This window comes from Mesorhizobium sp. Root157 (assembly GCF_001427385.1).
Lineage (GTDB): Bacteria > Pseudomonadota > Alphaproteobacteria > Rhizobiales > Rhizobiaceae > Mesorhizobium.
Window position 1 is genome coordinate 1 of sequence record NZ_LMGJ01000037.1, and the last position, 26,435, is coordinate 26,435.

Annotated in this window: 19 protein-coding genes; 9 read left to right on the top strand and 10 right to left on the bottom strand. The window is 65.5% G+C overall.

What is annotated here, in order from left to right; translation table 11 throughout:
• Positions 1–107: 107 nt before the first annotated feature.
• Both istA and istB read left to right on the top strand, forming a co-directional pair.
• A complete protein-coding gene (istA, locus tag ASD64_RS18470) occupies positions 108–1,607 on the top strand; it encodes an IS21 family transposase (RefSeq protein WP_056108152.1) in 1,500 nt (499 codons plus the stop codon).
• A 20-nt stretch (positions 1,608–1,627) separates the two neighbouring features.
• Positions 1,628–2,467 carry an IS21-like element helper ATPase IstB gene (istB, locus tag ASD64_RS18475; RefSeq protein ID WP_056108505.1) on the top strand — a complete coding sequence of 280 codons (840 nt, stop codon included), beginning with the start codon at positions 1,628–1,630 and terminating at the stop codon, positions 2,465–2,467.
• Positions 2,468–2,785: 318 nt separating this feature from the next.
• On the opposite strand, the gene ASD64_RS18480 is transcribed toward istB, so the two are convergent.
• The 3 genes from ASD64_RS18480 to ASD64_RS18490 all read right to left on the bottom strand — a co-directional run bounded on the left by ASD64_RS18480 (position 2,786) and on the right by ASD64_RS18490 (position 6,751).
• Positions 2,786–3,016 (bottom strand): hypothetical protein, encoded by a 231-nt coding sequence (locus ASD64_RS18480; protein WP_056108154.1) that lies wholly within the window; start codon positions 3,014–3,016, stop codon positions 2,786–2,788.
• A 101-nt stretch (positions 3,017–3,117) separates the two neighbouring features.
• A complete protein-coding gene (locus tag ASD64_RS18485) occupies positions 3,118–4,326 on the bottom strand; it encodes an MFS transporter (protein WP_056108157.1) in 1,209 nt (402 codons plus the stop codon).
• 139 nt (positions 4,327–4,465) lie between these two features.
• A complete protein-coding gene (locus tag ASD64_RS18490; RefSeq protein WP_056108161.1) occupies positions 4,466–6,751 on the bottom strand; it encodes an NADP-dependent malic enzyme in 2,286 nt (761 codons plus the stop codon).
• A gap of 225 nt (positions 6,752–6,976) precedes the next feature.
• Here ASD64_RS18490 and mutS point away from each other — a divergent pair, with 225 nt between their 5' ends.
• Both mutS and ASD64_RS18500 read left to right on the top strand, forming a co-directional pair.
• Complete coding sequence (gene mutS, locus ASD64_RS18495) at positions 6,977–9,694, top strand: DNA mismatch repair protein MutS (protein WP_056108507.1); 2,718 nt, start codon at positions 6,977–6,979, stop codon at positions 9,692–9,694.
• An 81-nt stretch (positions 9,695–9,775) separates the two neighbouring features.
• The gene (locus tag ASD64_RS18500) at positions 9,776–10,372 is read left to right on the top strand and encodes an SH3 domain-containing protein (RefSeq protein WP_056108164.1); all 597 of its coding nucleotides are present in this window, start codon (positions 9,776–9,778) and stop codon (positions 10,370–10,372) included.
• 22 nt (positions 10,373–10,394) lie between these two features.
• On the opposite strand, the gene ASD64_RS18505 is transcribed toward ASD64_RS18500, so the two are convergent.
• A complete protein-coding gene (locus ASD64_RS18505; RefSeq protein ID WP_056108169.1) occupies positions 10,395–11,267 on the bottom strand; it encodes a methylenetetrahydrofolate reductase in 873 nt (290 codons plus the stop codon).
• A gap of 237 nt (positions 11,268–11,504) precedes the next feature.
• On the opposite strand from ASD64_RS18505, the gene ASD64_RS18510 reads away from it, so the two are divergent.
• The gene (locus ASD64_RS18510; protein WP_056108509.1) at positions 11,505–12,458 is read left to right on the top strand and encodes a ring-cleaving dioxygenase; all 954 of its coding nucleotides are present in this window, start codon (positions 11,505–11,507) and stop codon (positions 12,456–12,458) included.
• Between the two features lie 105 nt (positions 12,459–12,563).
• On the opposite strand, the gene ASD64_RS18515 is transcribed toward ASD64_RS18510, so the two are convergent.
• From ASD64_RS18515 to ASD64_RS18525, 3 genes are all read right to left on the bottom strand, one after another.
• Positions 12,564–13,403, bottom strand: coding sequence for an aldo/keto reductase (locus tag ASD64_RS18515; protein WP_056108174.1), 840 nt, complete (start codon positions 13,401–13,403; stop codon positions 12,564–12,566).
• A gap of 85 nt (positions 13,404–13,488) precedes the next feature.
• Positions 13,489–13,875 (bottom strand): DUF305 domain-containing protein, encoded by a 387-nt coding sequence (locus tag ASD64_RS18520; RefSeq protein ID WP_056108175.1) that lies wholly within the window; start codon positions 13,873–13,875, stop codon positions 13,489–13,491.
• Between the two features lie 43 nt (positions 13,876–13,918).
• Positions 13,919–16,474 (bottom strand): heavy metal translocating P-type ATPase, encoded by a 2,556-nt coding sequence (locus tag ASD64_RS18525; RefSeq protein WP_056108179.1) that lies wholly within the window; start codon positions 16,472–16,474, stop codon positions 13,919–13,921.
• A gap of 173 nt (positions 16,475–16,647) precedes the next feature.
• On the opposite strand from ASD64_RS18525, the gene ASD64_RS18530 reads away from it, so the two are divergent.
• The 3 genes from ASD64_RS18530 to murJ all read left to right on the top strand — a co-directional run bounded on the left by ASD64_RS18530 (position 16,648) and on the right by murJ (position 21,959).
• The gene (locus ASD64_RS18530) at positions 16,648–17,424 is read left to right on the top strand and encodes a GGDEF domain-containing protein (protein ID WP_056108183.1); all 777 of its coding nucleotides are present in this window, start codon (positions 16,648–16,650) and stop codon (positions 17,422–17,424) included.
• A gap of 92 nt (positions 17,425–17,516) precedes the next feature.
• Positions 17,517–20,312, top strand: coding sequence for a [protein-PII] uridylyltransferase (locus tag ASD64_RS18535; protein WP_056108186.1), 2,796 nt, complete (start codon positions 17,517–17,519; stop codon positions 20,310–20,312).
• A 63-nt stretch (positions 20,313–20,375) separates the two neighbouring features.
• Positions 20,376–21,959: a murein biosynthesis integral membrane protein MurJ gene (gene murJ, locus ASD64_RS18540; protein WP_056108188.1), complete on the top strand. Its 1,584-nt coding sequence runs from the start codon at positions 20,376–20,378 to the stop codon at positions 21,957–21,959.
• A gap of 98 nt (positions 21,960–22,057) precedes the next feature.
• On the opposite strand, the gene ASD64_RS18545 is transcribed toward murJ, so the two are convergent.
• The 3 genes from ASD64_RS18545 to ASD64_RS18555 all read right to left on the bottom strand — a co-directional run bounded on the left by ASD64_RS18545 (position 22,058) and on the right by ASD64_RS18555 (position 25,099).
• The gene (locus ASD64_RS18545) at positions 22,058–23,482 is read right to left on the bottom strand and encodes a pyridoxal phosphate-dependent decarboxylase family protein (protein WP_156460226.1); all 1,425 of its coding nucleotides are present in this window, start codon (positions 23,480–23,482) and stop codon (positions 22,058–22,060) included.
• A gap of 144 nt (positions 23,483–23,626) precedes the next feature.
• Positions 23,627–24,151 carry a DUF4142 domain-containing protein gene (locus tag ASD64_RS18550; protein WP_056108515.1) on the bottom strand — a complete coding sequence of 175 codons (525 nt, stop codon included), beginning with the start codon at positions 24,149–24,151 and terminating at the stop codon, positions 23,627–23,629.
• Between the two features lie 237 nt (positions 24,152–24,388).
• On the bottom strand, positions 24,389–25,099 hold the full coding sequence (locus ASD64_RS18555; protein ID WP_056108518.1) for an RNA polymerase sigma factor: 711 nt from the start codon (positions 25,097–25,099) through the stop codon (positions 24,389–24,391).
• Between the two features lie 259 nt (positions 25,100–25,358).
• Between ASD64_RS18555 and trpS the strand changes: the two genes are divergently transcribed.
• Positions 25,359–26,426 (top strand): tryptophan--tRNA ligase, encoded by a 1,068-nt coding sequence (gene trpS, locus ASD64_RS18560; protein ID WP_056108191.1) that lies wholly within the window; start codon positions 25,359–25,361, stop codon positions 26,424–26,426.
• Positions 26,427–26,435 lie beyond the last annotated feature (9 nt).

Genomic DNA, 26,435 nt, shown 5'->3' on the forward strand with positions numbered 1-26,435 from the left:
TGTGCGCGGCGGTGACAAATTAGGCCATGGAGCGCCGGCATAATGCTGGTGCGGGCGGAGTAAAAACCGTCCAGTGGCTAGGCTGATCCCTTTGGGGGTCGGCCGGGATGTTTGCCGTGGAAGTCTATGCCGCCGTCCGGCATTTCGTTTTCGTTGAAGGCAACAGCCGTCGTGAGGCGGCGCGGGTTTTCGGGCTGAGCCGCGAGACGGTCCTGAAGATGTGCCGTTTCTCGCTGCCGCCGGGCTACACGCGCTCCAAGCCGGTGACGAAGCCGAAGCTTGGTGCTCTGCTGCCGGTGATCGACGCGATCCTTGAGGCGGACCGGACTGGCCCGGTGAAGCAGCGACACACGGCGAAGCGGATCTTCGAGCGACTGCGTGATGAGCATGGGTTCGGCGGCGGCTATACGGTGGTGAAGGATTATGTCCGGGTCGCTCGGGCGCGCGGCCGTGAGACCTTTGTGCCGCTGTCGCATCCACCGGGCCATGCGCAGGTGGATTTTGGCGAGGCGGTCGGCGTGATCGGCGGGGTTCGGCAGAAGATCCACTTCTTCTGCATGGACCTGCCGCAGTCGGATGCGCCGTTCGTGAAGGCCTATCCGGCGGAGACGACGGAGGCGTTCCTGGACGGCCACGTCTCGGCCTTCGCCTTCTTCGGCGGCGTGCCGCTGTCGGTGCTCTACGACAATACCAAAATTGCGGTGGCCAAGATCTGTGGCGACGGCAAGCGGGATCGGACGCGGGCCTTCACGGAGTTGGTGAGCCATTATCTGTTCAGCGACCGGTTCGGCCGGCCCGGCAAGGGGAATGACAAGGGCAAGGTCGAGGGGCTGGTGAAGTATGCCCGCTCGAACTTCCTGACGCCGATCCCCGTGGCGGCGAACTTCGATGATCTCAACGCCATGCTGGCCGCGCGCTGCCGGGCGCGGCAGAACGAGCGTGCTGGCCGCCATGATGCGACCATCGGCGAGCGCCTTGAAGCCGACCTTGCAGCGTTCAGGGACTTGCCCGCCGTCCTTCTGGAGCCCTGCGAGAAGCGGGTGGCCCGGGTCTCGTCAACGGCGCTGGTGCGCTACCGTGGCAACGACTACTCGGTGCCGACGGCCTATGGCTTCCAGAGGGTTCTGGTGAAGGGCTTCGTCGACCAGGTCGTCATCCTGTGCGGCGGCGAGGAGATTGCCCGCCATCAACGTTCGTATGGTTCGGGCACCTTCGTGTTCGACCCGCTGCACTATCTGGCGCTGATCGAGACCAAACCCAACGCGCTTGATCAGGCAGCCCCCCTGAAGGACTGGAACCTGCCCGAGACGTTCCAGCATCTGCGTCACCTGATGGAGGCACGCATGGGCAATCGCGGCAAGCGCGAGTTCATTCAAGTGCTGCGGCTGATGGAGGCGATCCCGAAGGATGTGGTGACCTACGCCGTCACCGAGGCGATCCGGCTCGGTGCAATCGGCTTCGACGCCGTCAAGCAGATCGCGCTGGCCCGGATCGAGCGAAGGCCGGCGCGGCTCGACCTCGCCGCCTATCCGCATCTGCCGAAGACCAGCGTGAGGACGACATTGGCGGCCGACTACGCCGTGCTCATTCCCGGGAGAGCAGTATGAGCAAGGGAACAGTCGACGTGATGCCGGCGGGAACGACGAGCGGCACGCCGCAGGTGCTGCTCGGCCATCACCTCAAGCAGCTGAAGCTGCCAACGGTGCTGCGGGAATATGACAAGGTTGCCCGCGAGTGCGCCCGCGACGGCGTCGACCATCCCCGCTACCTGCTGCGCCTGGTGGAACTGGAACTGATCGACCGGGAACGCCGCGTCGTCGAACGGAGAATCAAGCAGGCCAGGTTCCCGGCCACAAAGAGCCTCGACACGTTCGACTTCACCGCCATCCCCTCGCTCAACAAGATGCTGGTGCTGGAACTGGCGCGTTGCGAGTTCATCCTGCGCCGCGAGAACGTCATCGCGCTCGGCAACAGCGGAACCGGCAAGACCCATGTCGCGCTCGCCCTTGGCCTTGCCGCCTGCCAGAAAGGATTCCCCGTCGCCTTCACCACCGCGGCCGCCCTCGTGCATCAACTCATGGAGGCCCGCGACGAGAAACGGCTTTTGAAGCTGCAGCGTGAACTGCAGGCGGTGAAGCTGCTCATTGTCGATGAACTCGGCTACGTGCCGCTGTCGCCGACCGGAGCGGAGCTGCTGTTCGAAGTGCTCTCCCAGCGCTACGAGCGCGGCTCGACCATCGTCACCTCGAACCTGCCTTTTGAAGACTGGACGTCAGTTCTGGGATCGGAGCGGCTAACCGGCGCGCTGCTCGACCGCCTGACACACCATGTCCACATCCTCACCATGAATGGCGACAGCTACCGCCTCAAACAATCTGCCGGACGGCGTCGCGCCGCTGCCACGGCCGACGCGGCGGAGCAAAACCAGGCCACCGCCGAAACGGGCGATCAGCCAGGCACCGTCTGACCCGCGACAACCACGCCAAATCCTGACGGCCGCTCGCTCGCTACGGCGCTATGGAAAAGCGCGCTTCGCGAGCGGCCTCCGCCGCGCCCAGACTGGCCCGGTTTTACTCCGCCCCAGTGGCCTGGTTTTGCTCCGCCGTTGACATGTGAATTTATGTCCANGCGGAGCAAAACCAGGCCACCGCCGAAACGGGCGATCAGCCAGGCACCGTCTGACCCGCGACAACCACGCCAAATCCTGACGGCCGCTCGCTCGCTACTGCGCTATGGAAAAGCGCGCTTCGCGAGCGGCCTCCGCCGCGCCCAGACTGGCCCGGTTTTACTCCGCCCCAGTGGCCTGGTTTTGCTCCGCCGTTGACACGCATTTGCGAAGATTGTGCGCAAAGAAGTTGCGCAACTGGAAAATGACATCACGCCGTTCAGCTAGGCGGTCGCTTCGCCACGGGGTGAGCATGAAGCCTTGGCCAAAAAGCTCACCACCGAGCGTCAGAACGACCCAAGATGGGTGCGCCTTTCCCTCGATACGCAACGCTACCTGAATGACCTCCACATCCGTATCCAGAACCGGACAGGCAGAAAACCACCCAAATCAGCCTTTGATCAACTACGCTCAGATCCCGCTTTCCAAGTTACGCGGGGCCGAGGCGAAACTTATTTCCTCGCCCAATAGGCCGCGAACCAGAATCCGGCGCATAAAGTCAATGAGCCGGCAAAGATGACGGCGAGAACGGCGCCGTAGCCGCCGCTCGCCTGCCACAGAAGGGCGGCGCCGAACGGGGCGAGCGCCGTCACCATGTTCATCGGCGCCACCAGCGAGCCGTTGACGGCGCCATAGGCTTCGCGGCTCACCATTTCGGGAACGGCGACGCCGCGCACGATGGTGATCATGCCGTTGGCCGCGCCGTAGAAGGCGGCGATGGCCGCGAGGAGCAAGGTCTGCGGCGGGGCGAAGGCAAAGCCCAGGATCGCCAGCGGAAACACCACCACGATGAAGGAGCCAAGCTTGCGCACCGGCGCTTCCGCCGCCAGCGCCCCGATGGCGATGCGTCCGGCGACCTGGGCCGGGCCGATGACGGCGAGCACCGTCACCGCCCCCCTGGTGTCGAGGCCGCGTTCGAGGAACAGCGGGAAGAAGTGATAGGTGAGGGAGGAGAACGCCAGGGCATAGGACGCCCAGGCGACCATCAGGCCCCAGTAGGCCGGCTTGCGCATCGCCGCCGCCACGGCGGCGCGCCCGGCGGCGGGAACGGGTTCGCCAGGTTGCGCGACGTGGCGCGGCGCGTCCCTTGCCGGGTCGATGGCGCGGAAATAGAGGCCGCCGCAGACCAGGATGTTGACGGCAGCCATGACCAGCAGCGCATCGCGCCAGCCGCGCATTTCGATGACGAACTGGATGATCGGGATGAACACGGTGCTGGCGAAGCCGCCCCACAGCGTCAGCGCGGTGATGCCCCTGCGTGCTTTCAGCGCGCCGACCCTGCGGGCGACCACCGCAAAGGCGGGTTCGTAGAGCGTGGCCGCCTGCATGCAGCCCAGCCCCGCCAGCACGAGATAGAAGGCGGCGATGCTTTCGACCTGGGACCAGGCGGCAAGCAACAGCCCGGCGGCGACGGAGGCCCCCGTCATGATGAGGCGTCCGTGGCCGCGGTCGATGGCCGCGCCGACGGGATAGGCGGCGAGGCCGGCAAGCAGCACGCCGATGGTGGCCGCGCCGTAAAGCTCCGATTTCGACCAGCCGAGATCGGCGCGCATGGCTTCGGCGATCAGCGGGAAGCCGTAGAAGATGGTGCCCCACGAGCAGATCTGGGCCGCGCCCAGCGCGCTGATGAACCATCCGGTTCCGCTGCTGTCAGCCTTCATGGCGCGCTCCGGCAGGAAGGTAGGTCATGGTTGCCGCCGCCGCCGATGGCGGCGGCGGGCAAGGGGTGCCAGACTTCGCCGCCGGGCGCGATGGTCCACGACCGCCCGACCGCATGGGCAGCAGGCGCCGGTGGGGTTTTCAGGCGCCCGCCGTGTAGGCGGCGATGGCGGCCATGTTGACGATGTCCGAGTCCTTGGCGTTGAGGGGCACGATCTGGACCGGCTTGTTGAGGCCGACCAGCAGGGGGCCGATGACGGTCGAGCCGCCGAGTTCCTGCAGCATCTTGGTCGAGATCGAGGCCGAGTGGTAGGCGGGCATGACCAGCACGTTGGCCGGTCCGGTGAGACGGCAGAACGGGTATTGGCGCATGCCGTTGGGGTTCAGCGCCACGTCGGCGGCCATCTCGCCGTCATATTCGAAATCGACGCGGCGCTTGTCGAGTATTTTTACGGCCTCTTGTATTCTCTCGGAGCGCTCGCCCTGCGGATGGCCGAAGGTGGAGTAGGCGAGCATGGCGACGCGGGGTTCATACCCCATCCTGCGGGCGAAATTGGCCGCTTCCTCGGCGATGTCGGCGATCTGCTCGGCATCGGGCATGTCGTGCACGGCGGTGTCGGCGACGATGACGGTACGGCCGCGCGCCAGAACGATCGAGGCGCCGATGACGCAATGGCCGGGGCGGGCGTCGATGACCCGGCGCACGTCCTCCAGCGCGGTCGAGTAATTGCGGGTGACGCCGGTGACGATGCCGTCGGCGTCGCCCAGCGCCACCATGCAGGCGGCGAAGTGGTTGCGGTCGTTGTTGATGAGGCGCTGGCAGTCGCGCAACAGGTGGCCCTTGCGCTGCAGGCGCTCATAGAGGTAGTCGGCATAGATGGCGTTGCGGCGCGACAGCCGCGCATTGATGATCTCGATGCCCGGCTTGTCGAGGTCGATGCCGGCATTGCGGGCGTTGTCCTTGATGACGTCGTCGCGGCCGAGCAGGATGGCGGTGCCGAGGTTCTGGTTCACATAGGAGACGGCGGCGCGCATGACCTGCTCCTCCTCGCCCTCGGCAAAGACGATGCGCTTGGGCTGGCGGCGCACGCGGTCGTAGATGCGCTGCAAGGTGGAGGCGATCGGGTCGCGGCGGGCCGACAATTCGTTGACATACTTGTCGAGGTCGATGATCGGCCGGAGCGCCACGCCGGTTTCCATCGCCGCCTTGGCGACGGCAACCGGGATGGCCGAGATCAGCCGCGGGTCGAACGGCACCGGGATGATGTAGTTGGGGCCGAATTTCGGCCGGTTGCCCTGGTAGGCGGTGGCGACGTCGTCGGGCACGTCCTTGCGGGCAAGCTCGGCCAGCGCATGCGCCGCCGCGATCTTCATGGCGTCGTTGATGGTGGTGGCCCGCACGTCGAGCGCGCCGCGGAAGATATAGGGGAAGCCCAGCACGTTGTTGACCTGGTTCGGATAGTCCGAGCGGCCGGTGGCCATGATGACGTCGGTGCGGATCTCGGCCACTTCCTCGGGCGTGATCTCCGGGTCGGGATTGGCCATGGCGAAGATGATCGGGTTCCTGGCCATCGACTGCACCATGGCGGTGGTCAGCGCGCCCCTGGCGGAGAGGCCGAAGAAGACGTCGGCGCCGTTCATGGCCTCGGCGAGCGTGCGCGCCTCGGTCTTGACCGCATGCGCCGACTTCCACTGGTTCATGCCTTCGGTGCGGCCCTGGTAGACGACACCCTTGGTGTCGCACAGGATGACGTTTTCGGGCAAGAAGCCCATCGCCTTGATCAGCTCGATGCAGGCGATGCCGGCGGAACCTGCGCCATTGCAGACGAGCTTCGTCGTCTTCATGTCACGCCCGGTGACCTCGAGCGCATTGATGAGGCCGGCGGCCGAGATGATGGCGGTGCCGTGCTGGTCGTCGTGGAAGACGGGGATGTCCATCAGTTCGCGCAGCCGCTGCTCGATGATGAAGCACTCGGGCGCCTTGATGTCTTCCAGGTTGATGCCGCCGAAGGAGGGGCCGAGGTATCTGACGCAGTTGATGAACGCGTCGGCGTCCTCGGTGTCGACCTCCAGGTCGATGGCGTCGACATCGGCGAAGCGCTTGAACAGCACCGCCTTGCCTTCCATCACCGGCTTGGAGGCAAGCGCGCCGAGATTGCCCATGCCCAGAATGGCGGTGCCGTTGGAGATGACTGCGACCATGTTGCCGCGGGCGGTGTAGTCGAAGGCTCTGCTCGGGTCGTCGGCGATGGCCTGCACCGGCACCGCCACGCCCGGCGAATAGGCGAGCGAAAGATCGCGCTGGGTGGCCATCGGCTTGGTCGGCACGATCTCCAGCTTGCCGGGACGCCCCATGGCGTGGAACTCCAGTGCCTCCTGTGCGCTGACCGATGGGCCTTGCTCGTCCTTGCCGTCCTTGCGTGCCATGCTGCTGGATCCTCCGTGGGCAGACGCCTGGCCGGCGCGCGCCGTCTTTCTTTTGTGGGTTGTTCGGGATTAAGGCTACACTTCGCCGCCGTAAAGCGCCAAGCAGATGAACTGGCAAATAATGGAAAGAGTTTCTTGAACGACACCACTTCCATCCGCATCGGGGCCATGGCAGCGTCGGACGGCGCTGGCGTGCCGGCGCCTGCTGCCGGCGGCGTGACGCCGATGCCGGCCGCCGCGGGCGGCGCTACACCGATGTCAGCCGCCGCGGGCGGCGTTACCCCGATGATGGAACAATATATCGAGATCAAGGCGGCGAACCCGGATTCGCTGCTGTTCTATCGCATGGGCGATTTCTACGAACTGTTCTTCGACGACGCGGAAAAGGCAAGTGCGGCACTCGGCATCGTCTTGACCAGGCGCGGCAAGCACCAGGGCGCCGATATCCCGATGTGCGGCGTGCCGGTGCATGCGGCGGACGATTATCTGCAAAAGCTGATCGGGCAAGGCTTTCGCGTTGCGGTGTGCGAGCAGATCGAGGACCCGGCCGAAGCAAAGAAGCGCGGCTCCAAGTCGGTGGTGCGCCGCGACGTGATCCGGCTGGTGACGCCCGGCACCATCACCGAGGACAAGCTTCTGGCGCCGTCCGAATCGAGCTTCCTGATGGCGCTGGGGCGGGTGAAGGGCGCGACAGGCACCGAAGGAACCTACGCGTTGGCCTGGATCGACATTTCCACCGGTGCCTTCCGCGTCGCCGAGACCACCGGCGAGCGGTTGCTGGCCGACATCTTCCGCGTCGATCCGCGCGAACTGATCGTCGCCGAGCCGGTCTTCTACGATGCCGGACTGAAGCCGGTGCTCGACGTGCTCGGCCGCGTCGCCAGTCCGCAGCCGCCGTCGCTGTTCGATTCGGCAACGGCGCCCGGCCGGATCGCCCGCTTCTTCGACGTGGCGACGCCGGACGCGTTCGGCAGCTTCAGCCGCGCCGAACTGTCGGCAATCTGCGGGGCGATCGCCTATGTCGAGAAAACGCAGAAGGCGGAGCGTCCGCCGCTGTCCAGGCCCGAGCGCGAGGAGGCCGGCTCGACGCTGTTCATCGATCCGGCGACCCGCGCCAATCTGGAGCTTTTGCGCACGCTGTCCGGCAGCCGCGACGGCTCGCTGTTCAAGGCTATCGACCGCACCGTGACCGGCGGCGGCGCGCGGCTTCTGGCCGACCGGCTGATGGCGCCGCTGACCGATCCGGCGGCGATTGCAGCAAGGCTCGACTCGGTGTCGTTCTTCCGCAACGAGCCGCGCCTCGGCGAGGCGGTGCGGCTTGCGCTGAAGGGCGTTGCCGACATGCCACGGGCGCTGTCCAGGCTGGCGCTGAACCGTGGCGGGCCGCGCGATCTCGGCGCCTTGCGGGCAGGATTTTCCGCTGCTATGGCCATCGCCGACATCTTCGCCAATGCAGCACCCCCGACTGAAATCGCACAGGCGCTGAGCGCCATTTCCGATTTGCCGCCGCCGCTGGCCGCCCATCTGGAAAGGGCGCTTGGCGATGAACTGCCGCTGTTGAAACGCGACGGCGGTTTCGTGCGCGCCGGCTACGATGCGGAACTGGACGAGATGCGGGCGTTGCGCGACGGCACGCGCCGCGTCATCGCCGCCATGGAGCGCGACCTCGCCGAAGAAACCGGCATCCGCTCGCTGAAGATCCGGCACAACAATGTGTTGGGCTATTACATCGAGGTGACGGCCAATCATTCAGCCGCCATGACCGGTACGGACGAGGCGCGTGGAAAATTCATCCACCGCCAGACCATGGCCAGCGCCATGCGCTTCACCACCACCGAGCTTGCCGGGCTGGAGACGAAGATCGCCAATGCCGCCGACCGGGCGCTGGCCATCGAGCTTGCCGTCTTCGAGGCGCTGGTGACGGAGGCGGTGGCGGCAGCGGACGCGATCCGCGCCGGGGCTGGAGCGTTGGCCGTGCTCGACGTTTCGGCGGCGCTGGCGCTGTTGTCCGAGAGTGAGAACTGGTGCCGCCCGCAGGTCGATGCCAGCCTCGCCTTCGACATCGTTGGCGGGCGTCACCCGGTGGTCGAACAGGCGTTGCGCCGCTCCGCCGAAGCGCCGTTCGTTGCCAATGACTGCGACCTGTCTCCGGAAGGCGACGCCAAAGCCGGGGCGATCTGGTTGCTGACCGGGCCGAACATGGGCGGCAAGTCGACCTTTCTGCGCCAGAACGCGCTGATCGCCATCCTTGCCCAGACAGGCTCCTATGTGCCGGCGACGAGCGCCCATATCGGCGTCGTCGACCGGCTGTTTTCCCGCGTCGGCGCTTCCGACGATCTGGCGCGCGGGCGCTCCACCTTCATGGTCGAGATGGTCGAGACGGCGGCGATCCTCAACCAGGCCGGTGAACGGGCGCTGGTCATCCTGGACGAGATCGGCCGCGGCACCGCCACCTATGACGGCCTGTCGATCGCCTGGGCGGCGGTGGAATACCTGCACGAGAAGAACCGCTGCCGCGCGGTCTTCGCCACCCATTTCCACGAGATGACGGCGCTGGCGGGAAAGCTGGCGCGCCTGCACAACGTCACCATGCGGGTGAAGGAATGGGAGGGCGACGTGGTCTTCCTGCACGAGATCGGCAAGGGTGCGGCCGACCGCAGCTACGGCGTGCAGGTGGCGCGGCTTGCCGGCCTGCCGGAGGCGGTGGTGGCGCGCGCCAAGGAGGTTTTGCACCAGTTGGAGGAAGGCGAGGTTTCCGGCAAGACCGACCGGCTGGCTGACGATCTGCCGCTGTTTTCGATAGCGGCCAAACGCGAGGCCCCGAGGTCCTCAAGCCCGGTCAAGAGCGATGCGGTGGGCGAAGCGCTCGGTTCGCTCAATCTCGACGAGATGACGCCGCGCGAGGCGCTGGAGATGCTCTATCGGCTGAAGGCCATGGTGTAGGTCAGAACGCAGACCACGTTGTTATTCGCCGCTGCGTGCTGCATTCTTGAAGGCCGACGCTGAACAACGGGGAGGACATCGATGCGCCGCAACCTGTTTCGTGCCGTCTGCGCTACCCTGTTTGTCGGCACAACTGCGACCGCCGTGTGCGCTGCAAGCAAAGCCGATTCGGTGACGGCCTGCAGCATTGCCGCATGGACGACCGACAAGGATCCCAACGGGCTCAATGTGCGCGCCGCAGCGGGAACCGACGCCGCCGTGGTGGCGACGCTTCCTCCGCCCGTCGAGACTGAGGGCCATTCATTCGGGGCCGAAGTTTCGATCACAGGGTCGAAGGACGGCTGGTTCCGCATCGAAAAGGCGGTGCGGGAAGACTATGTCGGCGATCAGAAGACCAAGGTTCTCTTCGAGGGCGAGGGCTGGGTGACGGGTCGGTTCCTTTCGCTTACCGTCAACGCCATCGACCTGCGGCGCGACCCGTCGATCAGCGCGCCTGTCGTCACCCGACTCATCGGCCAGGATGCCGAGGGCGTAGGCGCAGGACCGGATTCCTTTGCCATCGAGCGGCTCGAAGCCTGCGAGGGCAATTGGGTGAAGATCAAGGGGACGTTTCTCGGCAGCGAGTTCAATGGCTGGACGACGGGGACCTGTTCGAACCAGGTGACGACCTGCCCATGACGGGCGCGGCCAGCGGCAACACTCAGGCGAGCGCCGCCGGCCGATGCGCCTCTTTTTGCCGGGCGATCCAGTCCACCGTCGGGGCAATGCCGCCGAACGGGTAGAAGTGGAGCCGGATCGTGCCGAGGTCATCGGCGGCGAGCCTTTTTCCGAGTTGCGCGAGAAACCGTCCCGGCCCGACCTTGCTGAGAAGGTTGGCGAGCGAGAAGCCGTATTTGTGCGCGATTGCCGCCGAGGTGCCGACGCCGAACTGTACGGCAAAGCGCAGCAGGCGCCTGACATCTGCAGGGCCGGGAACGCCGATGCGGATCGGCGCGTCGATGCCCAGCGCCCGCACCCGTTCGATCCAGACGATGACGGCCTCGGCGTCGAAGCCGTATTGGGTGGTGATCTCGACGGTTCGCCCGGCCCCGCGCAACAGTTCGACCTTGCGGGCGAGCGCATCCCACAGTGCCGCTTCGACGATCTTCGGATGGCCTTCGGGATAACCGACGATGCCGACATGGCGGATGCCGTGGTCGTCGAGGATGTTGCTGGCGATGAGGTCGAGCGAATCGCGGTAGGGACCGGCTGGCGATGACGGGTCGCCGCCGACGAGGATGACGCGCTCGATATGGGCGGCGCGGACAAGGCCGGACAAAAGCGCGTCGCGGTCGTCCTTCGACTTCAACCGGCGCGATGAGATGATCGGCACCGGCAGGAAGCCGCACTGGCGGATGACCGTGGCGGCGTTGATGCGCTGGTCGTGGCTCTCATTGCCGAGGAAGGCAATGTTGATGGGGGTCGACGGGGCGATTGTGGCCCGCGCTTCTCCGATCTCGGCGATATCCTTGCCGGTGATCTCCAGCGCATAGGTTTCGAACAGGCGATGGATGGGGTGCGCGGTGATGGTCATCTGGGTTCCGTCGATTGGTCCTGGTCCTGCCGGGCAGGCGCGGCGAAGGAGGACTTGCGCGCCGGCCCTGCACCGGTGCTTTATGATGCCGACCCCGCGGACAACGGCAATGCGGCCAACGGCCTCGCCATTGTCTGCGAAAAGTGAACGAACAGTCCTCGACCGTCTCTATTTATGGAACCAGTGCGAAGGCCGATATTGCAGGTCGAAACGGACCATCAGTCCAAGGAGGACATCATGACACTGCAACTGACAGGCATTCATCACCTGACCGCGATCACCGCCAATGCCCCGGCCAACAAGCGCTTCTACACCGAGACGCTAGGCCTGAGGCTGGTGAAGAAGACGGTCAACCAGGACGACACCAGCGCCTATCATCTGTTCTATGCCGATGGCAAAGCCTCGCCCGGCACCGACCTGACCTTCTTCGACTGGCCGGTGGCGCCCGAGCGGCGCGGCACGCATTCGATTTCCCGCACCGGTCTGCGCGTTGCCGGCCACGCCAGCCTCGACTGGTGGCGCGAGCGCCTGGTGAAGGCGGGCGTCAAGGTTGGCGATGTGGTCGAGGTCGATGGGCGCGGCGGGCTCGACTTCGAGGATTTCGAGGGCCAGCGTTTCCGGCTGGTCGATGACGGCGGTGCCGGCGAAACGCATCCGTGGCAGGCAAGCCCGGTGCCGGCCGAGCACCAGATCCGCGGCCTTGGCCCGATCACCATTTCCGTGCCGGATCTGTCGCGTACCGAACCGGTGCTGACCAAGGTGATGAACATGCGCGAGACGCGCAGCTATGCCTCGCCGGACGGCGAAGGCACGGTGCACGTATTCGAGATGGGCGAAGGGGGAGCGGCGGCCGAATTGCATGTCGCGGTGCAGCCGGGGCTGGACCCGGCCGGGCAAGGGGCAGGTGCCGTGCATCATGTCGCCTTCCGCACGCCCGATGTCGCCAGCATCCACGAATGGACGGCACGGCTGAAAGGCTTCGGCCTGCCGTCGAGCGGCGAGGTGGAGCGTTATTACTTCCGCTCGCTCTATTTCCGCGAGCCGAACGGCATCCTGTTCGAGATCGCCACCGATGGGCCGGGCTTTGCCGTTGACGAGCCGATGGAGAGCCTTGGCGAGCGGCTGGCGCTGCCGCCGTTCCTGGAGCCGAAGCGCGCCTCGATCGAGGCGAAACTGAAGCCGTTGGGTTGAGCTTATGCTGCCGGGGGTCCCTTTGGGCTCTCGGCTGTTCTCGGCCTTGTCTGGTTGAGCGTGATCGTGCCCGAAAACCGGTTTCCACTTTTCGGGATCAAACACCTAGATCATCTCCAGCGGGCGCTTGCGCTGCGGCGGCGGGAAGGCCTTGTCGAGTTCGGCGAGATCTTGCGGCGTCAGTTTGATGTCCAGCGCGGCGATGTTGTCGCGGACATGCCGGGGCCGCACCGCCTTGGGGATGGCGATGACGCCGGCCTGACTGATCGTCCAGGCAAGCGCGACCTGCGCCGCTGTCGCATCGTGGCGGGTGGCGATGGCGTCCAGCTTGCCGCTGCGGGCCAGCGCCCCCTGGTCGACCGGCGAATAGGCCATGATCGACAGGGCCCGCTTGCGGCTCCATGGCATAAGGTCGAACTCGATGCCGCGCCGGGCGAGGTTGTAGAGAACCTGGTTGGCTTGGCAGGCGCTGCCGCTCGGCACGCCCTCCAGTTCGTCCATGTCGTCGAGATCGAAATTGGAGACGCCCCAGTGGCGGATTTTTCCCGCCGCCTTCAACGCCTCGAAGGCGGCGACGGTTTCGGCCAGAGGCACGCCGCCGCGCCAGTGCAGCAGGTAAAGGTCGATGCGGTCGGTGCCGAGCCGTTTCAGGCTGCGCTCGCAGGCGGCGATGGCGCCGGCGCGCGCGGCATTCGACGGCAGCACCTTGGAGACCAGGAACAGCCCGTCGCGGCGGCCCTTGACGGCCTCGGCCACGACAAGCTCGGCGTCGGCATACATTTCGGCGGTGTCGATCAATGTGGCGCCAAGGTCGAGGCCGAGGCGCAGTGCCGCAACTTCATCGGCAAAACGGCTTTGCGCCTCGCCCATCTTCCACGTGCCCAGCCCGAACACGGGAACCGCTTCGCCGCAGGGCAGTTTCGTGGTCCTCGTTGTCATCGTCATGCTCCGTCGCCAAGGCGGTCACGGGCAAAAGGCCACAAAAGGCGTGGCGCGCCAACCCGGAGCGCCGCGACAATCGGCGAGTGGGTTACTTCGGCGGATTCGCGGCCAGCCATTCCTGCATCTGCCTGATTTCGGCCTCTTGGGCGGAAATGACCGCTTCGGCGAGCTTGCGCATGTCAGGGTCGTCGCCGTGCTCGAGCAGCACCTTGGCCATGTCGATGGCGGCCTGGTGGTGCGGGATCATGCCGCGCGCGAAATCGACGTCGGCATCGCCGGAGTATTCGAGCGCGCCCATGTCGGCGTGCATCTTGTCCATCGCCGCCTTGTAGCCGGCCGTGGAGGTGCTGTCCGCGCCCATCGCCGCCATGTCGTGGGTGCTGTGATCGGTCTGTGCCGAGGCGATCTGGAAGGTAGCGACGCCGCCAGCCAGCGCGATTGCAAGTGCGGCGAATTTCAGTTTGCTGGAAATCATCGATGGTCTCCTGTTGGTTGACCCGCCCGAATTGCGAAAAATCCTAGAGCTTCAGCGTCCGCAGGCGCAGCGCATTGGCGATCACCGAGACCGAGGACAGGCTCATCGCTGCCGCCGCCAGCATCGGCGACAACAGCGCACCGGTGAGCGGATAGAGAACGCCGGCAGCGACCGGCACGCCGAGCGCGTTGTAGAGGAAGGCGAAGAACAGGTTCTGCTTGATGTTGGCAAGCGTGCCTTGCGCCAAATGGCGCGCCCGCACGATGCCGGTGAGGTCGCCTTTCAGAAGCGTGATGCCGGCACTTTCCAGTGCAACATCGGCGCCGGTGCCCATGGCGATGCCGACATCGGCGGCTGCCAGTGCGGGCGCATCGTTGATGCCGTCGCCGGCCATCGCCACCACCGCGCCGCGCGCCTTCAATTCCTCGACAAGCTTTGCCTTGGCCTCCGGCAGCAGCCCGGCGCGCACGCGCTTGATGCCGAGTCTGGCGGCGATGGCTTGCGCGGTGCGCTCGTTGTCGCCGGTCGCCATGACGATCACCATGCCGGCTTCGGTCAGCACCTTCAGCGCTTCGGCGGCGGTCGGCTTGATCGGATCGGATACGGCGACGATGCCGGCCGGCTTGCCGTCGATGGCGACCAGCACGGCGGAGCGTCCGTCCTGCCGCAGCGCATCGGCGCGGTCGGAGAGCGGCGCGGCATCGATGCCGAGCTCTCCGAGGAACAGCGCGTTGCCGAGTACGATGCGGTGCTTGCCGACCGTGCCGGACACGCCCTTGCCGTTGACCGCCTCGAAGCCGTCTGCGGCGGCGATCGCGAGCTTGCGGTCGTGCGCGCCTTCGACGATGGCGTCGGCCAAGGGATGCTCGGAGCCCTGCTCGATGGCCGCGGCAAGCGAAAGCACCTCGTCCTCGCCGAAGCCGCCGAGCGCGACGACGTCGGTCAGCTTGGGCTTGCCTTCGGTCAGCGTGCCGGTCTTGTCGACGATGAGCGTGTCGACGGCGGCCAGCCGCTCGAGGGCCGCGGCTTCCTTGATCAGCACGCCTGCCTGCGCGCCGCGCCCGGTTGCCGTCATGATCGACATCGGCGTGGCGAGGCCGAGCGCGCACGGACAGGCGATGATCAGCACCGACACCGCCGAGACGATGGCGAAGACCAGCCGCGGTTCAGGGCCGAGCAGCATCCAGGCGACGAAGGCCGCAATTGCCACCAGCACCACCGCCGGCACGAAATAGAATGACACGCGGTCGGCCAGCCCCTGGATGGGGGCGCGGCTGCGCTGCGCCTTGGCCACCAGTTCGACGATCTGCGACAGGGTGGTTTCGGAGCCGACCTTTTCGGCCAGCATGACCAGCGTGCCGTTCTTGTTGAGCGTGCCGCCGATGAGACTGTCGCCCTCGGCCTTCTCGACCGGGATCGGCTCGCCGGTGATCATCGATTCGTCGATGGTGGAGCGACCCTGTTCGACCGTGCCGTCGACGGGCACCGCTTCGCCGGGGCGAATGCGCAGCCGTTCACCGGCCTTGACCTCGGATAGCGGCACGTCGCGCTCGCTGCCGTCGGCACCGATCAGCCTTGCCGTCTTGGGGGCGAGGTCGAGCAGGGCGCGGATGGCCGAGCCGGTCTTTTCGCGGGCGCGCAGTTCCAGCACCTGGCCGACGAAGACCAGCGCGACGATGACCGCGGCGGCCTCGAAATAGACGGGCACAGCGTCGCCATGGCCGCGTATCTCATGCGGGAACAGGTCGGGGAACAAGGTGGCGGCGACGCTGTAGAGATAGGCGGCGCCGACGCCGAGCGAAATCAGCGTCCACATGTTGGGGCTGCGGTTCAGGATGGAGGCGAAGCCGCGCTTGAAGAAGGGCAGCGCCGCCCACAGCACGACCGGGGTGGCCAGCGCGAATTCGATCCAGATGGCGGTGCGCTCGCCGATCCAGTCGCGCAACGGCAGGCCCAGCATCGGCGCCATGGCGATGATGAACAGCGGCAGCGCCAACAGCGCGCTGATCCACAGGCGCCGGGTGAAATCCACGAGTTCCGGGTTCGGCCCTTCGTCGCCGGTCGGCACGCCCATCGGCTCCAGCGCCATGCCGCAGATCGGGCAGTCGCCCGGCTTGTCGCTGACGATCTCGGGGTGCATCGGGCAGGTATATTGCGTGCCCTTCGGCATCGGCGCCGGGGCAGGCCGGTCGCCAAGATATCTGCCCGGCTCGGCCTCGAATTTTTGCAGGCAGCCAGCCGAGCAGAAATAGAATTTCTCGCCCTCATGGCGCAGGAAATGGCGGGCGCTGGCGCGGTCCACGTTCATGCCGCACACCGGGTCTTTCGCGGTCAGGTAGTTTTCCGGGTGCGTGACGAATTTGGTCCGGCAACTCGCGCTGCAGAAATGGAAGGTGCGGCCTTCATGGTCGGCAGACGGCTTGCCGGCGGCAGGATCGACCGTCATGCCGCAGACGGGGTCGCGCACCACTTCCGCTTGTGCCGGGGGCTTGGCCGAACAGCAGGAGCCGTCGGCGGAATGGCCATGCCTGTGGGTGTCCCCGTGGGTGTCCTCGTGGGTGCCGTCGTGATGGTGATGATCGTGATGCGAATGCGCCATGGCGAGACCTCGAAATCGTTTTGTCGTGCAGAGATAGGGCTTCCAGTAACTGGAAGGTCAAGGCCCCTTGTGGCGAGGCGCTTTTGACAATGCCGGCTTTTCAACGAACGGCTAAAATACGAAGCAATTCGATAACCCTATTGCATCGTAATCCAGATTAAGGTCCGGCCACTATGAATCAACGTACCAAGCGCATTACCGCAAGAACTTTGCTCGTCATCGGCCCGGCTGTCGTGGCGACGTTTGCGATCTCGTTTTCGCTGCGCTGGGCGCTTTCCATGACGATCGACTGGCTGAGCTGGGTTGAGTGCCTGGCCATTCCCGTCTTCGTCGGCACGCCGATTGCCGTCTATATCTTTGTCCAGGCGGAGAAGCTGCAAAAGACGCATGACAAGCTTGAGCTGTCATTCGCCGATCTCGCCAGGGCGCATGAACGATTGAGCTTCGTTGCAAGTCACGACCAGCTGACCGGGCTGCTCAACCGGGAAGGTTTCCTGCGCCATGTCGACGAGCAGCGTGACCGTAGCGAAGGGCATTTCCTGCTGATCGTCGATGCCGATCATTTCAAGGATGTCAACGACCGCTACGGCCATCCGAAGGGCGACGAGGCGCTGGTGAAGATTGCCCGTGCGCTGCAATACGCCGTTCGCCGCAAGGATATCGTCGGCCGCATCGGCGGCGAGGAGTTCGCCATCCTGCTGGTTTCGGTCAACAAGGACGAGGCCATGCAGATAGCGGAACTGATCCGCCGCCAGGTGCAGTGCATCCCCTGGCAGGTGGAAAGCGAGGAGGCAGCCGCCCTGACCGTCAGCATCGGCGGTGCCGAAGTCGGGCGCCGTCGCGTCAAGTTCCCGGATGTCATGCGGCAGGCCGACCGCTGCCTTTATGAAGCCAAGCGGCAAGGCCGTAACCGCGTTTCGTTCGAGTACGTGCTGACCGCCGTCGCGTGAGGCGACGTCCGCCCGATAATCGCCAAGCCCATACCGTTTGCTGCAAAAACACGCTATAGACGCCGCCGAAACGAAGAGACGTTCCGGCGCATATGGCGAAAATCTCCCTCAAGCTGGATGAATTGATCGACGGCGCAGCGCTGCGCCGCGCGCTTTCGGCGCTGGTGGTCGAAAATGCCGCCTCGGCGCCCGAGACGCGCGCGGCGGTCCTCGATCTCCTCAAGCAACGCAGGGCGACCGGGATGACGGTCGCCGAAGCAATGCTGAGGAAGGACGGCGGCGGCACCGCCTGCGCGGCCAGGCTGTCGCATGTCATGGACGAGATCGTGCGCGCGCTGTACGACTTCGCCACCGCCCACGTCTATCCGGCCAAGAACCCCTCCGCTGCCGAACGCATGGCGGTCGTCGCCGTTGGCGGCTACGGGCGTGGCACGCTGGCTCCCGGCTCCGACATCGACCTGTTGTTCCTGCTTCCCTACAAGCAGACGCCATGGGGCGAGCAGATCGTCGAATACATGCTCTATATGCTGTGGGACATGGGCCTGAAGGTCGGCCACGCCACCCGCAACATCGACGACTGCATCCGCCTTTCCCTCTCCGATATGACCATCCGCACCGCCGTGCTCGAAACGCGTTTCCTGTGGGGCGAGGAGAAGCTGTGCCAGGAGCTTCTGAAGCGGTTCGACCGCGAAGTGGTGGCCGCGACCGGGCTGGAATATGCGCAGGCCAAGCTGGCCGAGCGCGACACGCGCCACGCCAAGGCCGGCGAGAGCCGCTATCTGGTCGAGCCGAACGTCAAGGACGGCAAGGGGGGCTTGCGCGACCTGCACACGCTGTTTTGGATCGGCAAATATTTCTACCGGGTGCGCAGCGGTGCCGAACTGGTCGGCAAGGGTGTGTTCACGCAAGGCGAATACCGGCAGTTCCTGAAGTCGGAAGACTTCTTGTGGGCGGTGCGCTGCCACATGCATTTCCTCACCGGCAAGGCCGAGGAGCGGCTGCATTTCGACATCCAGCGCGATATCGCCGAGCGGCTGGGCTACACCAGCCATCCCGGCCTGTCGGCGGTCGAGCGCTTCATGAAGCACTATTTCCTCATCGCCAAGGAGGTCGGCGACCTGACCCGCATTTTCTGCGCGGCGCTGGAGGAAGAGCAGGCCAAGCACGTGCCGGGCTTCGACCGCATGTTCTCCGGCTTCTCGCGGCGGCGGCGCAAGCTGGCCGGGACCAGTGATTTCATGGTCGACAACCATCGCCTCAATGTGGCCGACGAGGGGGTATTCGAACGCGACCCGGTGAACCTGCTCAGGCTGTTCTGGTTTGCCGACCGGCACGGGCTCGAATTTCATCCCAATGCGCTGAAGCTGGTGAGGCGCTCGCTGCGGCTGGTCGACAAGACGCTGCGGCGCAACGCCGAGGCCAACCGGCTGTTCCTCGACATCCTGACTTCGGATCGCTCCGCCGAACTTAATTTGCGCCGGATGAACGAGGCGGGGCTGCTGGCCAGGCTGATCCCCGATTTCGGCAAGATCGTCGCCATGATGCAGTTCAACATGTACCATCACTATACGGTGGACGAGCATCTGATCCGCTGCGTCGGCGTGCTGGCCGAGATCGAACGCGGCGACGATGCCAGGGTGCATCCGCTGTCGCATTCGCTGATGCCGGGGCTGAAGAAGAGCCGCGATGCGCTCTACGTCGCCGTGCTGCTGCACGACATCGCCAAGGGCCGGCCCGAGGACCATTCGGTGGCGGGCGCCCGGATCGCGCGGCGGCTCGGCCCTCATATGGGCCTGTCGGCGGCCGACACCGCGACGGTGGCGTGGCTGGTGGACAACCACCTGGTCATGTCGATGACGGCGCAGACCCGCGACCTGAACGACCGCAAGACGATCGAGGATTTCGCCGCCATCGTGCAGTCGGTCGAGCGGCTGAAGCTGTTGCTCATCCTCACCGTGTGCGACATTCGCGGCGTCGGCCCCGGTGTCTGGAACGGCTGGAAGGGCCAGCTTTTGCGCAACCTCTATTACGAGACCGAGTTGCTGCTGACCGGCGGCTTCTCGGAGATGTCGCGGGCCGAACGCGCCGCCGAGGCGCGCGACAAGCTGGCCGAAGCCTTGCCCGGCTGGCCCGAAGCGGAACGGCGCGCCTATGTCGGCCTGCACTACGAGAACTATCTCCTGACCGTCGATCTGGCCGATCAGGTGCGCCATGCCGAATTCGTGCGCGAGGCGGATGCGGCTGGCCACAAGCTTGCCACCATGGTCAAGGCGCACGAATTCGAGGCGGTGACCGAGATCACGGTGCTGGCGCAGGACCACCCGCGCCTGCTCTCCGTCGTTGCCGGCGCCTGTGCCGCCGCCGGCGGCAACATCATCGAAGCGCAGATCTTCACCACCTCCGACGGACGCGCGCTCGACTCGATCCTGATCAGCCGCGAGTTCGAGATGGACGAGGACGAGCGCCGCCGCGCCGAGCGGGTCGGCAAGCTGATCGAGGACGTGCTGTCGGGCAGGGCCTGGTTGCCCGAGATGATCGCCAAACGCACCAGGCCCAGGCGCGGCGCCAAGGTGTTCCGCATCGCCTCGCGGGCCGAGATCCGCAACAGCCTGTCCAACCGCTTTTCGGTGATCGAGGTCGAGGGGCTGGACCGGCCCGGCCTGTTGTCGGAGATCACCGGGGCGCTGTCCGACCTGTCGCTCGACATCGCTTCGGCCCATATCACCACCTTCGGCGAGAAGGTCATCGACACCTTCTATGTCACCGACCTGACCGGCCAGAAGATCGACAATCCGGCCCGCATCAAGATGATCCGCACCAGGCTGGTCGAGGCGCTGGACGGGTCGGTGCATGCACAGCTCGCCAGATCGAATGCGGCGGCGGAATAGAGTGGGGATCGGTGCCTTGAAATCCTCCCTGTCCGCAGTGGCCACAAGGAAGAAGCTCGCACAATGAGCCTGGTCAAGAAATTCGCGACGGTTGCGTCGGGGACGCTGGTGAGCCGCATTCTCGGCTTCACCCGCGAAATGCTGATGGCGGCGGCCCTTGGCACCGGGCCGGTGGCCGATGCCTTCTATGCCGCCTTCCAGTTTCCCAACACCTTCCGCCGGCTGTTTGCCGAAGGGGCCTTCAATACCGCCTTCGTGCCGCTGTTCGCCAAGGAGATCGAGGCCGGCGGCGTCGACGGCGCGCGGCGCTTTTCGGAGGAGGTGTTCGGCGTTTTGTTCAGCGCGCTGATCGTGCTGACCGTTGTCATGGAACTGGCGATGCCGCTTCTGGTGCGCACGGTGATCGCGCCGGGCTTCGCCGACGACCCGGAAAAATACGACCTGACCGTGGCGCTGGCCACCATCATGTTTCCGTATCTGGTGTGCATGTCGCTGGCGGCGATGATGGCCGGCATGCTGAATTCGCTGCGGCGCTATTTCGCCGCCGCAATTGCGCCGGTGTTCCTCAACGTCATCCTGATCGGCGTGCTCTACCAGGCCTGGCGCACCGGAGCGGACGGGCTGACCGTCGGCTACGCCATGGCCTGGGGCGTGATGGCGGCGGGCGTGGTGCAACTGGCGATCGTCTGGATCGCGGCGCGCCATGCCGGCATCGCCATCGGCTTTCGGCGGCCGCGCATGACGCCGGGCGTGAAGCGCCTTCTCCTTCTGGCACTGCCTGCGGCTGTGACCGGCGGCATCACCCAGATCAACACGCTGATCGGCACGGCGATCGCCTCGACGCAGGACAGCGCCGTCTCCTCGCTGGCGCTGGCCGACCGCGTCTATCAACTGCCGCTCGGCGTCGTCGGCATCGCGGTCGCCATCGTGCTTTTGCCGGAACTGTCGCGGGCGCTGAAGGCCGGCAACCTCGATGAAGCTGCCAATTTGCAGAACCGGTCGGTCGAATTCGTGCTGTTCCTGACCTTGCCGGCCGCCGCCGCCCTTCTGGTCTTTTCCGAGCCGATCGTGCGCCTGCTCTATGAGCGCGGCGCCTTTGCCGCCAACGGGTCGACGCCGACAGTGGCCGCGATCCTCGCCATTTTCGGCCTCGGCCTGCCGGCCTTCGTGCTGATCAAGGCCTTCACGCCCGGCTACTTTGCCCGCGAGGACACCAGGACGCCGATGATCTTCGCCGCCATTTCGGTCGCGGTGAATGTCGGCTTCGCGCTTTTGTTATTTCCGCGCATGGGCGCGCCGGGCATTGCCTTTGCCTCGGCGGTCGCCGGCTGGATCAATGCGGTGATGCTGTTGGCGGGTTTGGTGCGGCGCGGCCATTGGGGACGCGAAGCAGCGCTCATGAAGCGCATTCCCCGACTGGTCGCCGCCGCTGTCATGATGGGGGCAGCGCTTTATTTTGCCGGCATCTGGTGCGCGCCCTGGCTGGCATCGTCGTCCCCGCTTGTCACCAAGGCGGCGACGGTGGCCACTTTGTCGGGGGCCGGCGCGCTGCTTTATTTCGGGCTCGCCTTCGCCATCGGCGGGGCCGATCTCGGCATGGTCCGCCGCAGCATGAGGCGCGCCAGACCGACCGGCACGGAGAGCTAGAGCATTTGCAGCCAGACGGAATCGTCTGGCGTCGCACAAAATGCGGCTAAAACAACAAGGTAGAGCGGTAGCCCGGATTTATCCGGGCGTCCGCCGCTCTAGGATGCCTGTGCGCGGGCGTCGCGCCAGCATTGCAGGATGGCTTCGGCTGAGCGGCGGATGTCGTCTTCCGTTGTCGAATAGCCGATCACCGACAGGCGCATGGCCCAGCGGTCCCGCCATTTCGCCACGCCCGCGAAGCAGGTGCCGTCCTGTTGCAACCGCTCGATTGTCGAGAGCGTAAGCTTGTCGCCGGTATCGGCAGGCTCGGCATCTCCAAAGCGCACAAGCACCTGATTGAGCACGACCTCGTTGAGGATGGCCACGCCCGGCTCGGCGCGCAGCAGGCCGGCCATCAACGCGGCCAATGTGCAGTGGCGGTCGACCAGTTCCGCCACGCCCTGGCGTCCGAGGTGCTTCAGCATTGCCCAGGTTGCGAAGCCTCGAGCCCTGCGTGACAGTTCCGGCACGTAGTGCGATGGATCCCGCTCCGAGCCGTTGACTGGCGGCAGATAGCTGGCGGCAATGGTCATTGCGCGGCGATGGGCCTCTGCGTCGCGGACAAAGGCATAGCCGCAGTCATAAGGTGTCTGCAGCCACTTGTGCCCGTCGGTCGCCCATGAATCGGCGGCCTCCACGCCTTGTGCCAGCGAGGCCCGGCTCGGACAGGCACGGGCCCAGAGGCCGAATGCGCCATCGACATGGATCCACGCGTCGCGCGACCGGGCCAGTGGAACGATCGCCTGATGGGGATCGAACGCCCCGGTGTTGATCTGGCCGGCTTGGGTGATGACGATGACGGCCCCCTCGGCCTCGCCGAGTTTTGCCTCGAAATCGTCCATGGACATGGCGCCTCTGGCATCGGTGGCTACCCGGGCGAGATTGTCCCGGCCGAAGCCAAGATAATGCAGGGCGGAGAACACCGTCGTGTGAGCGTCGTCGCCAATGAGGACGCGGATCGGCGGCGAGCCGGACAGGCCCTTTTGCTCGACGTCCCAGCCGCTATGCCGCAAGACGGCATCCCGCGCCGCCGTCAGGCAGACGAAATTGGCCATCGTCGCGCCGGTGACGAAGCCGACCGAGGCTTGCCGGGGCAGGTGCAGCAAGTCGAGCATCCATGCCGCGGCGACGGCCTCTGCGGCGGCGGCGGCCGGTGCTGCGGTGTGGTTGCCGGCGTTCTGGCCCCAGGCGGATGCCAGCCAGTCCGCTGCGACGCCCACCGGGTGCGAGCCGCCGATCACCCAGCCGAAGAAGCGGGGTCCCGTCGTGGCGTGCAGGCCTGGCGCGGCCAGCCGGGCAAGTTCCTCCAGCACGTCCGGGCCAGCGTCACCGGTTTCGGGCACCGGCGCTTCGAAACGCTGCCGCATTTCGCCGTAAGAGCGCTCAGGGCGCTGCGGCCTGTCGGTGATCGATGTTCTGAAAGAAAGCGCATGCGCGGACGCCCGGCTGAAAAGGGCTGTCAGTTCATCCCGGTTTGGATGCATGACCACCTCCGCCGCTTGAGCCCGGCGAGGCGGGTTCAACGCGCGGCAATGATGGATCATCGCGCGAATTTTGGCAACGAGGCCGGATCGGGTTGATGGATCCGGCCTCGGAATTGGACGGCTGAACGGCCGTCGGGGTCGCTGTTACTTCAGCGCCGCAGCGGCATGTTCGGCATGCTGCAGGTGGCCCTGGAAGAGCTTGAGGCCGGTCTCGAGCAGGCTCTTCAGCTCGGGATTGGTGGCCGACGGGATCAAAAGGGTTTCCAGCGCGCCGTTGACCTGGGCGTGGTAGGCAACCTCGTTGTCGATATAGGCCTTGTCGAAGGCGGCGCCGTCGAGCTTGGATAGTTCGTCACGCTTGGTGGCGGCGGCAGCGGCCAGCGCCTTCGAAGTGTCGTTGTCTTCCGGCGTCACGTTCAGCTTCTTGACCAGGTCGAGCGCCTGGACGTTGACGGCTTCGTGGTCGGCCAGCATCGAGTTGGCGAAGTCGACGACTTCCTTGGTCTTGGACTTCTCGACGGCGAGCTTGGCGGCCTCGATGTCGATGACGCCGGCGGTGTAGGCGATATGGGCGATCTGCGGATCGGTCGGCTTGTCAGCCGCCTGGGCAAAGCTGACGGCGCCGAGCAGGCACGCGGCCGCAACGGCGAGATTCAATTTGATGGTCATGTCGAACTCCATTTTCAGGCGCGGCAAGGGGTGCGCGCCACCTTCTGACACTGCTTGGATGCGCACCGCACCAAAACGTTCCCGAGTTTTCGCGCGGGGTCAGGAAACATTCCGGCCGCACTGGAATTGCCGCAGCGCGCCCTGGCGAATGCATGACGCCCGAAGCGGGAACCGGTTTCGCGATCACGACATGCATAAAACCAGAGACTTGAAGCGCGGCCCGCAAATCGCGACGCGCTAGGCGCCGGCGCGATCGCTGGAGAGGCCAAGCCTGCGCATGACCTTTTCGGTGACGCCCGCGCAGCGCTCGCCGGCAAACGGAAAGGCCTCGGCAAGCACTTCGCCGACCTGCGTCTCCAGCTGCTCGCGCAACAGCTTGCGGGCGCGGAACAGCCGGGTCTTGACCGTTTCCGGCTTGAGGTCGAGCAATTCAGCGGTTTCCTCCACGCTCAGGCCCTGGATAGCCCGTGCCATGAACACCGCCCGGAAGTCCTGCGGAAGACTGTCGGTGGCCTTTTCGACCAATTCGAGGATTTGTCTTTGTGCCATTTGTCGTTCCGGATCGACCGGGCCCGTGGTGTAAGGAAAAGCGATAAGTTCTACCGCCTGCATGCCGCGCTGCGGCGGCGGCACGGTGGGAAAGCGTCGCTTCTTGCGCAAGCGCGCGATCGCTTCGTTGATGACGATGCGCGACAGCCAGGTTGCCAGCGTGGCTTCGCCGCGGAAGCCGGCGAGACCGGCAAAGGCGCGCATATAGGCCTCCTGCAGCACGTCTTCCGCTTCGGTGTCGTCAATGAGGATGCTTCGCGCCAGCCGGTAGAGCCTCTGGTTGTGTCGTGTCATGATGGTTCGTAACGCGTCGGCATCCTGCGCCAGCGCGAGACGAACCATGGCCTGGTCGTCAAGGTCGCCGGCGCGATCGCGCGCGCTTTGCTTCGGCAACGGCATGAAGAATTCCTCCGTCCGAGCCATTGGATGACATGCGGGCAAAAACGTTCCCGGGATGGGTATCGTATCACGCGGTTGCCGGCCAAGACAGCGTGCGACCTACTTCGCTCCGGCCCTCTTGATCGCGCCCTTGCCATCGTTCATAAGCGCGCCGTCGAACAATTTCGCCGCGCGGGTTTTCCAGCCGCACTATCCTGTCCGGAAGGTCCGAGACCCGGGGGACATGCTCGAACGGCCCTCCACAAGCCACGGGGACATTATGACCGCCTTCAAGCCGCTCGTCTTTTCCGGCGTACAGCCGACGGGAAACCTGCATCTCGGCAATTATCTCGGCGCCATCAAGAAATTCGTCGCCCTGCAGGAGACTTCGGACTGCATCTACTGTGTCGTCGACCTGCATTCGCTGACCGCGCAACTGGTGCATGAGGACCTCAAGGACCAGACCCGCTCGATCACCGCCGCGTTCCTTGCCTCGGGCATCGATCCGAACAAGCACATCGTCTTCAACCAGAGCCGGGTGATGCAGCACGCCGAGCTTGCCTGGATATTCAACTGCGTGGCGCGCATCGGCTGGATGAACCGCATGACGCAGTTCAAGGACAAGGCCGGCAAGGACCGCGAGAACGCCTCGCTCGGCCTGCTGGCCTATCCGAGCCTGATGGCGGCCGACATCCTCGTCTACCGCGCCACCCATGTGCCGGTGGGCGAAGACCAGAAGCAGCATCTGGAACTGACCCGCGACATCGCCCAGAAGTTCAACAACGACTTCTCCGGCCGCATCGCCGAACTTGGCGTCGGCGTCGAGATGAAGGTTGGCGACGAGACCGTCAACGGCTTCTTCCCGATTACCGAACCGGTGATCGGTGGTCCGGCGGCGCGCATCATGAGCCTGCGCGACGGTTCCAAGAAGATGTCGAAGTCGGATCCGTCGGACCTGTCGCGCATCAACCTGACCGACGATGCCGACACCATCTCCAAGAAGATCAAGAAGGCCAAGACCGACCCGGATGCCTTGCCGGGCGAGGTCGACGGCCTGGCGGGCCGCCCCGAGGCGGAAAACCTCGTCGGCATCTATGCCGGCCTTGCCGAGATCACGAAAGAGGCTGTGCTGAAGCAATATGGCGGCCAGCAGTTTTCCGCCTTCAAGCCGGCGCTGGCCGACCTTGCGGTGGACAGGCTTGCGCCGGTGGCCGGCGAGATGCGCCGCATTTCCGCCGACCGCGCCTATGTCGATGCCGTGCTGAAGGATGGCGGCGAACGCGCCGGCGTACTGGCCGAAAAGACGATGCGCTCGGTGCGCGACATCATCGGCCTGCTGCAGGACTGATGCAGGCCG

Bases quoted from the DNA above. Each gene is read 5' to 3' on its own strand.
- ASD64_RS18500 (WP_056108164.1), top strand. From the start codon at position 9,776: ATGCGCCGCAACCTGTTTCGTGCCGTCTGCGCTACCCTGTTTGTCGGC.
- istB (WP_056108505.1), top strand. From the start codon at position 1,628: ATGCCGGCGGGAACGACGAGCGGCACGCCGCAGGTGCTGCTCGGCCAT.
- istA (WP_056108152.1), top strand. From the start codon at position 108: ATGTTTGCCGTGGAAGTCTATGCCGCCGTCCGGCATTTCGTTTTCGTT.
- ASD64_RS18535 (WP_056108186.1), top strand. From the start codon at position 17,517: ATGGCGAAAATCTCCCTCAAGCTGGATGAATTGATCGACGGCGCAGCG.
- ASD64_RS18490 (WP_056108161.1), bottom strand. From the start codon at position 6,751: ATGGCACGCAAGGACGGCAAGGACGAGCAAGGCCCATCGGTCAGCGCA.
- ASD64_RS18550 (WP_056108515.1), bottom strand. From the start codon at position 24,151: ATGACCATCAAATTGAATCTCGCCGTTGCGGCCGCGTGCCTGCTCGGC.
- ASD64_RS18520 (WP_056108175.1), bottom strand. From the start codon at position 13,875: ATGATTTCCAGCAAACTGAAATTCGCCGCACTTGCAATCGCGCTGGCT.
- ASD64_RS18525 (WP_056108179.1), bottom strand. From the start codon at position 16,474: ATGGCGCATTCGCATCACGATCATCACCATCACGACGGCACCCACGAG.
- murJ (WP_056108188.1), top strand. From the start codon at position 20,376: ATGAGCCTGGTCAAGAAATTCGCGACGGTTGCGTCGGGGACGCTGGTG.
- ASD64_RS18485 (WP_056108157.1), bottom strand. From the start codon at position 4,326: ATGAAGGCTGACAGCAGCGGAACCGGATGGTTCATCAGCGCGCTGGGC.
- ASD64_RS18515 (WP_056108174.1), bottom strand. From the start codon at position 13,403: ATGACGATGACAACGAGGACCACGAAACTGCCCTGCGGCGAAGCGGTT.
- mutS (WP_056108507.1), top strand. From the start codon at position 6,977: ATGCCGGCCGCCGCGGGCGGCGCTACACCGATGTCAGCCGCCGCGGGC.
- ASD64_RS18545 (WP_156460226.1), bottom strand. From the start codon at position 23,482: ATGCATCCAAACCGGGATGAACTGACAGCCCTTTTCAGCCGGGCGTCC.
- ASD64_RS18555 (WP_056108518.1), bottom strand. From the start codon at position 25,099: ATGCCGTTGCCGAAGCAAAGCGCGCGCGATCGCGCCGGCGACCTTGAC.
- ASD64_RS18510 (WP_056108509.1), top strand. From the start codon at position 11,505: ATGACACTGCAACTGACAGGCATTCATCACCTGACCGCGATCACCGCC.
- ASD64_RS18505 (WP_056108169.1), bottom strand. From the start codon at position 11,267: ATGACCATCACCGCGCACCCCATCCATCGCCTGTTCGAAACCTATGCG.
- ASD64_RS18530 (WP_056108183.1), top strand. From the start codon at position 16,648: ATGAATCAACGTACCAAGCGCATTACCGCAAGAACTTTGCTCGTCATC.
- trpS (WP_056108191.1), top strand. From the start codon at position 25,359: ATGACCGCCTTCAAGCCGCTCGTCTTTTCCGGCGTACAGCCGACGGGA.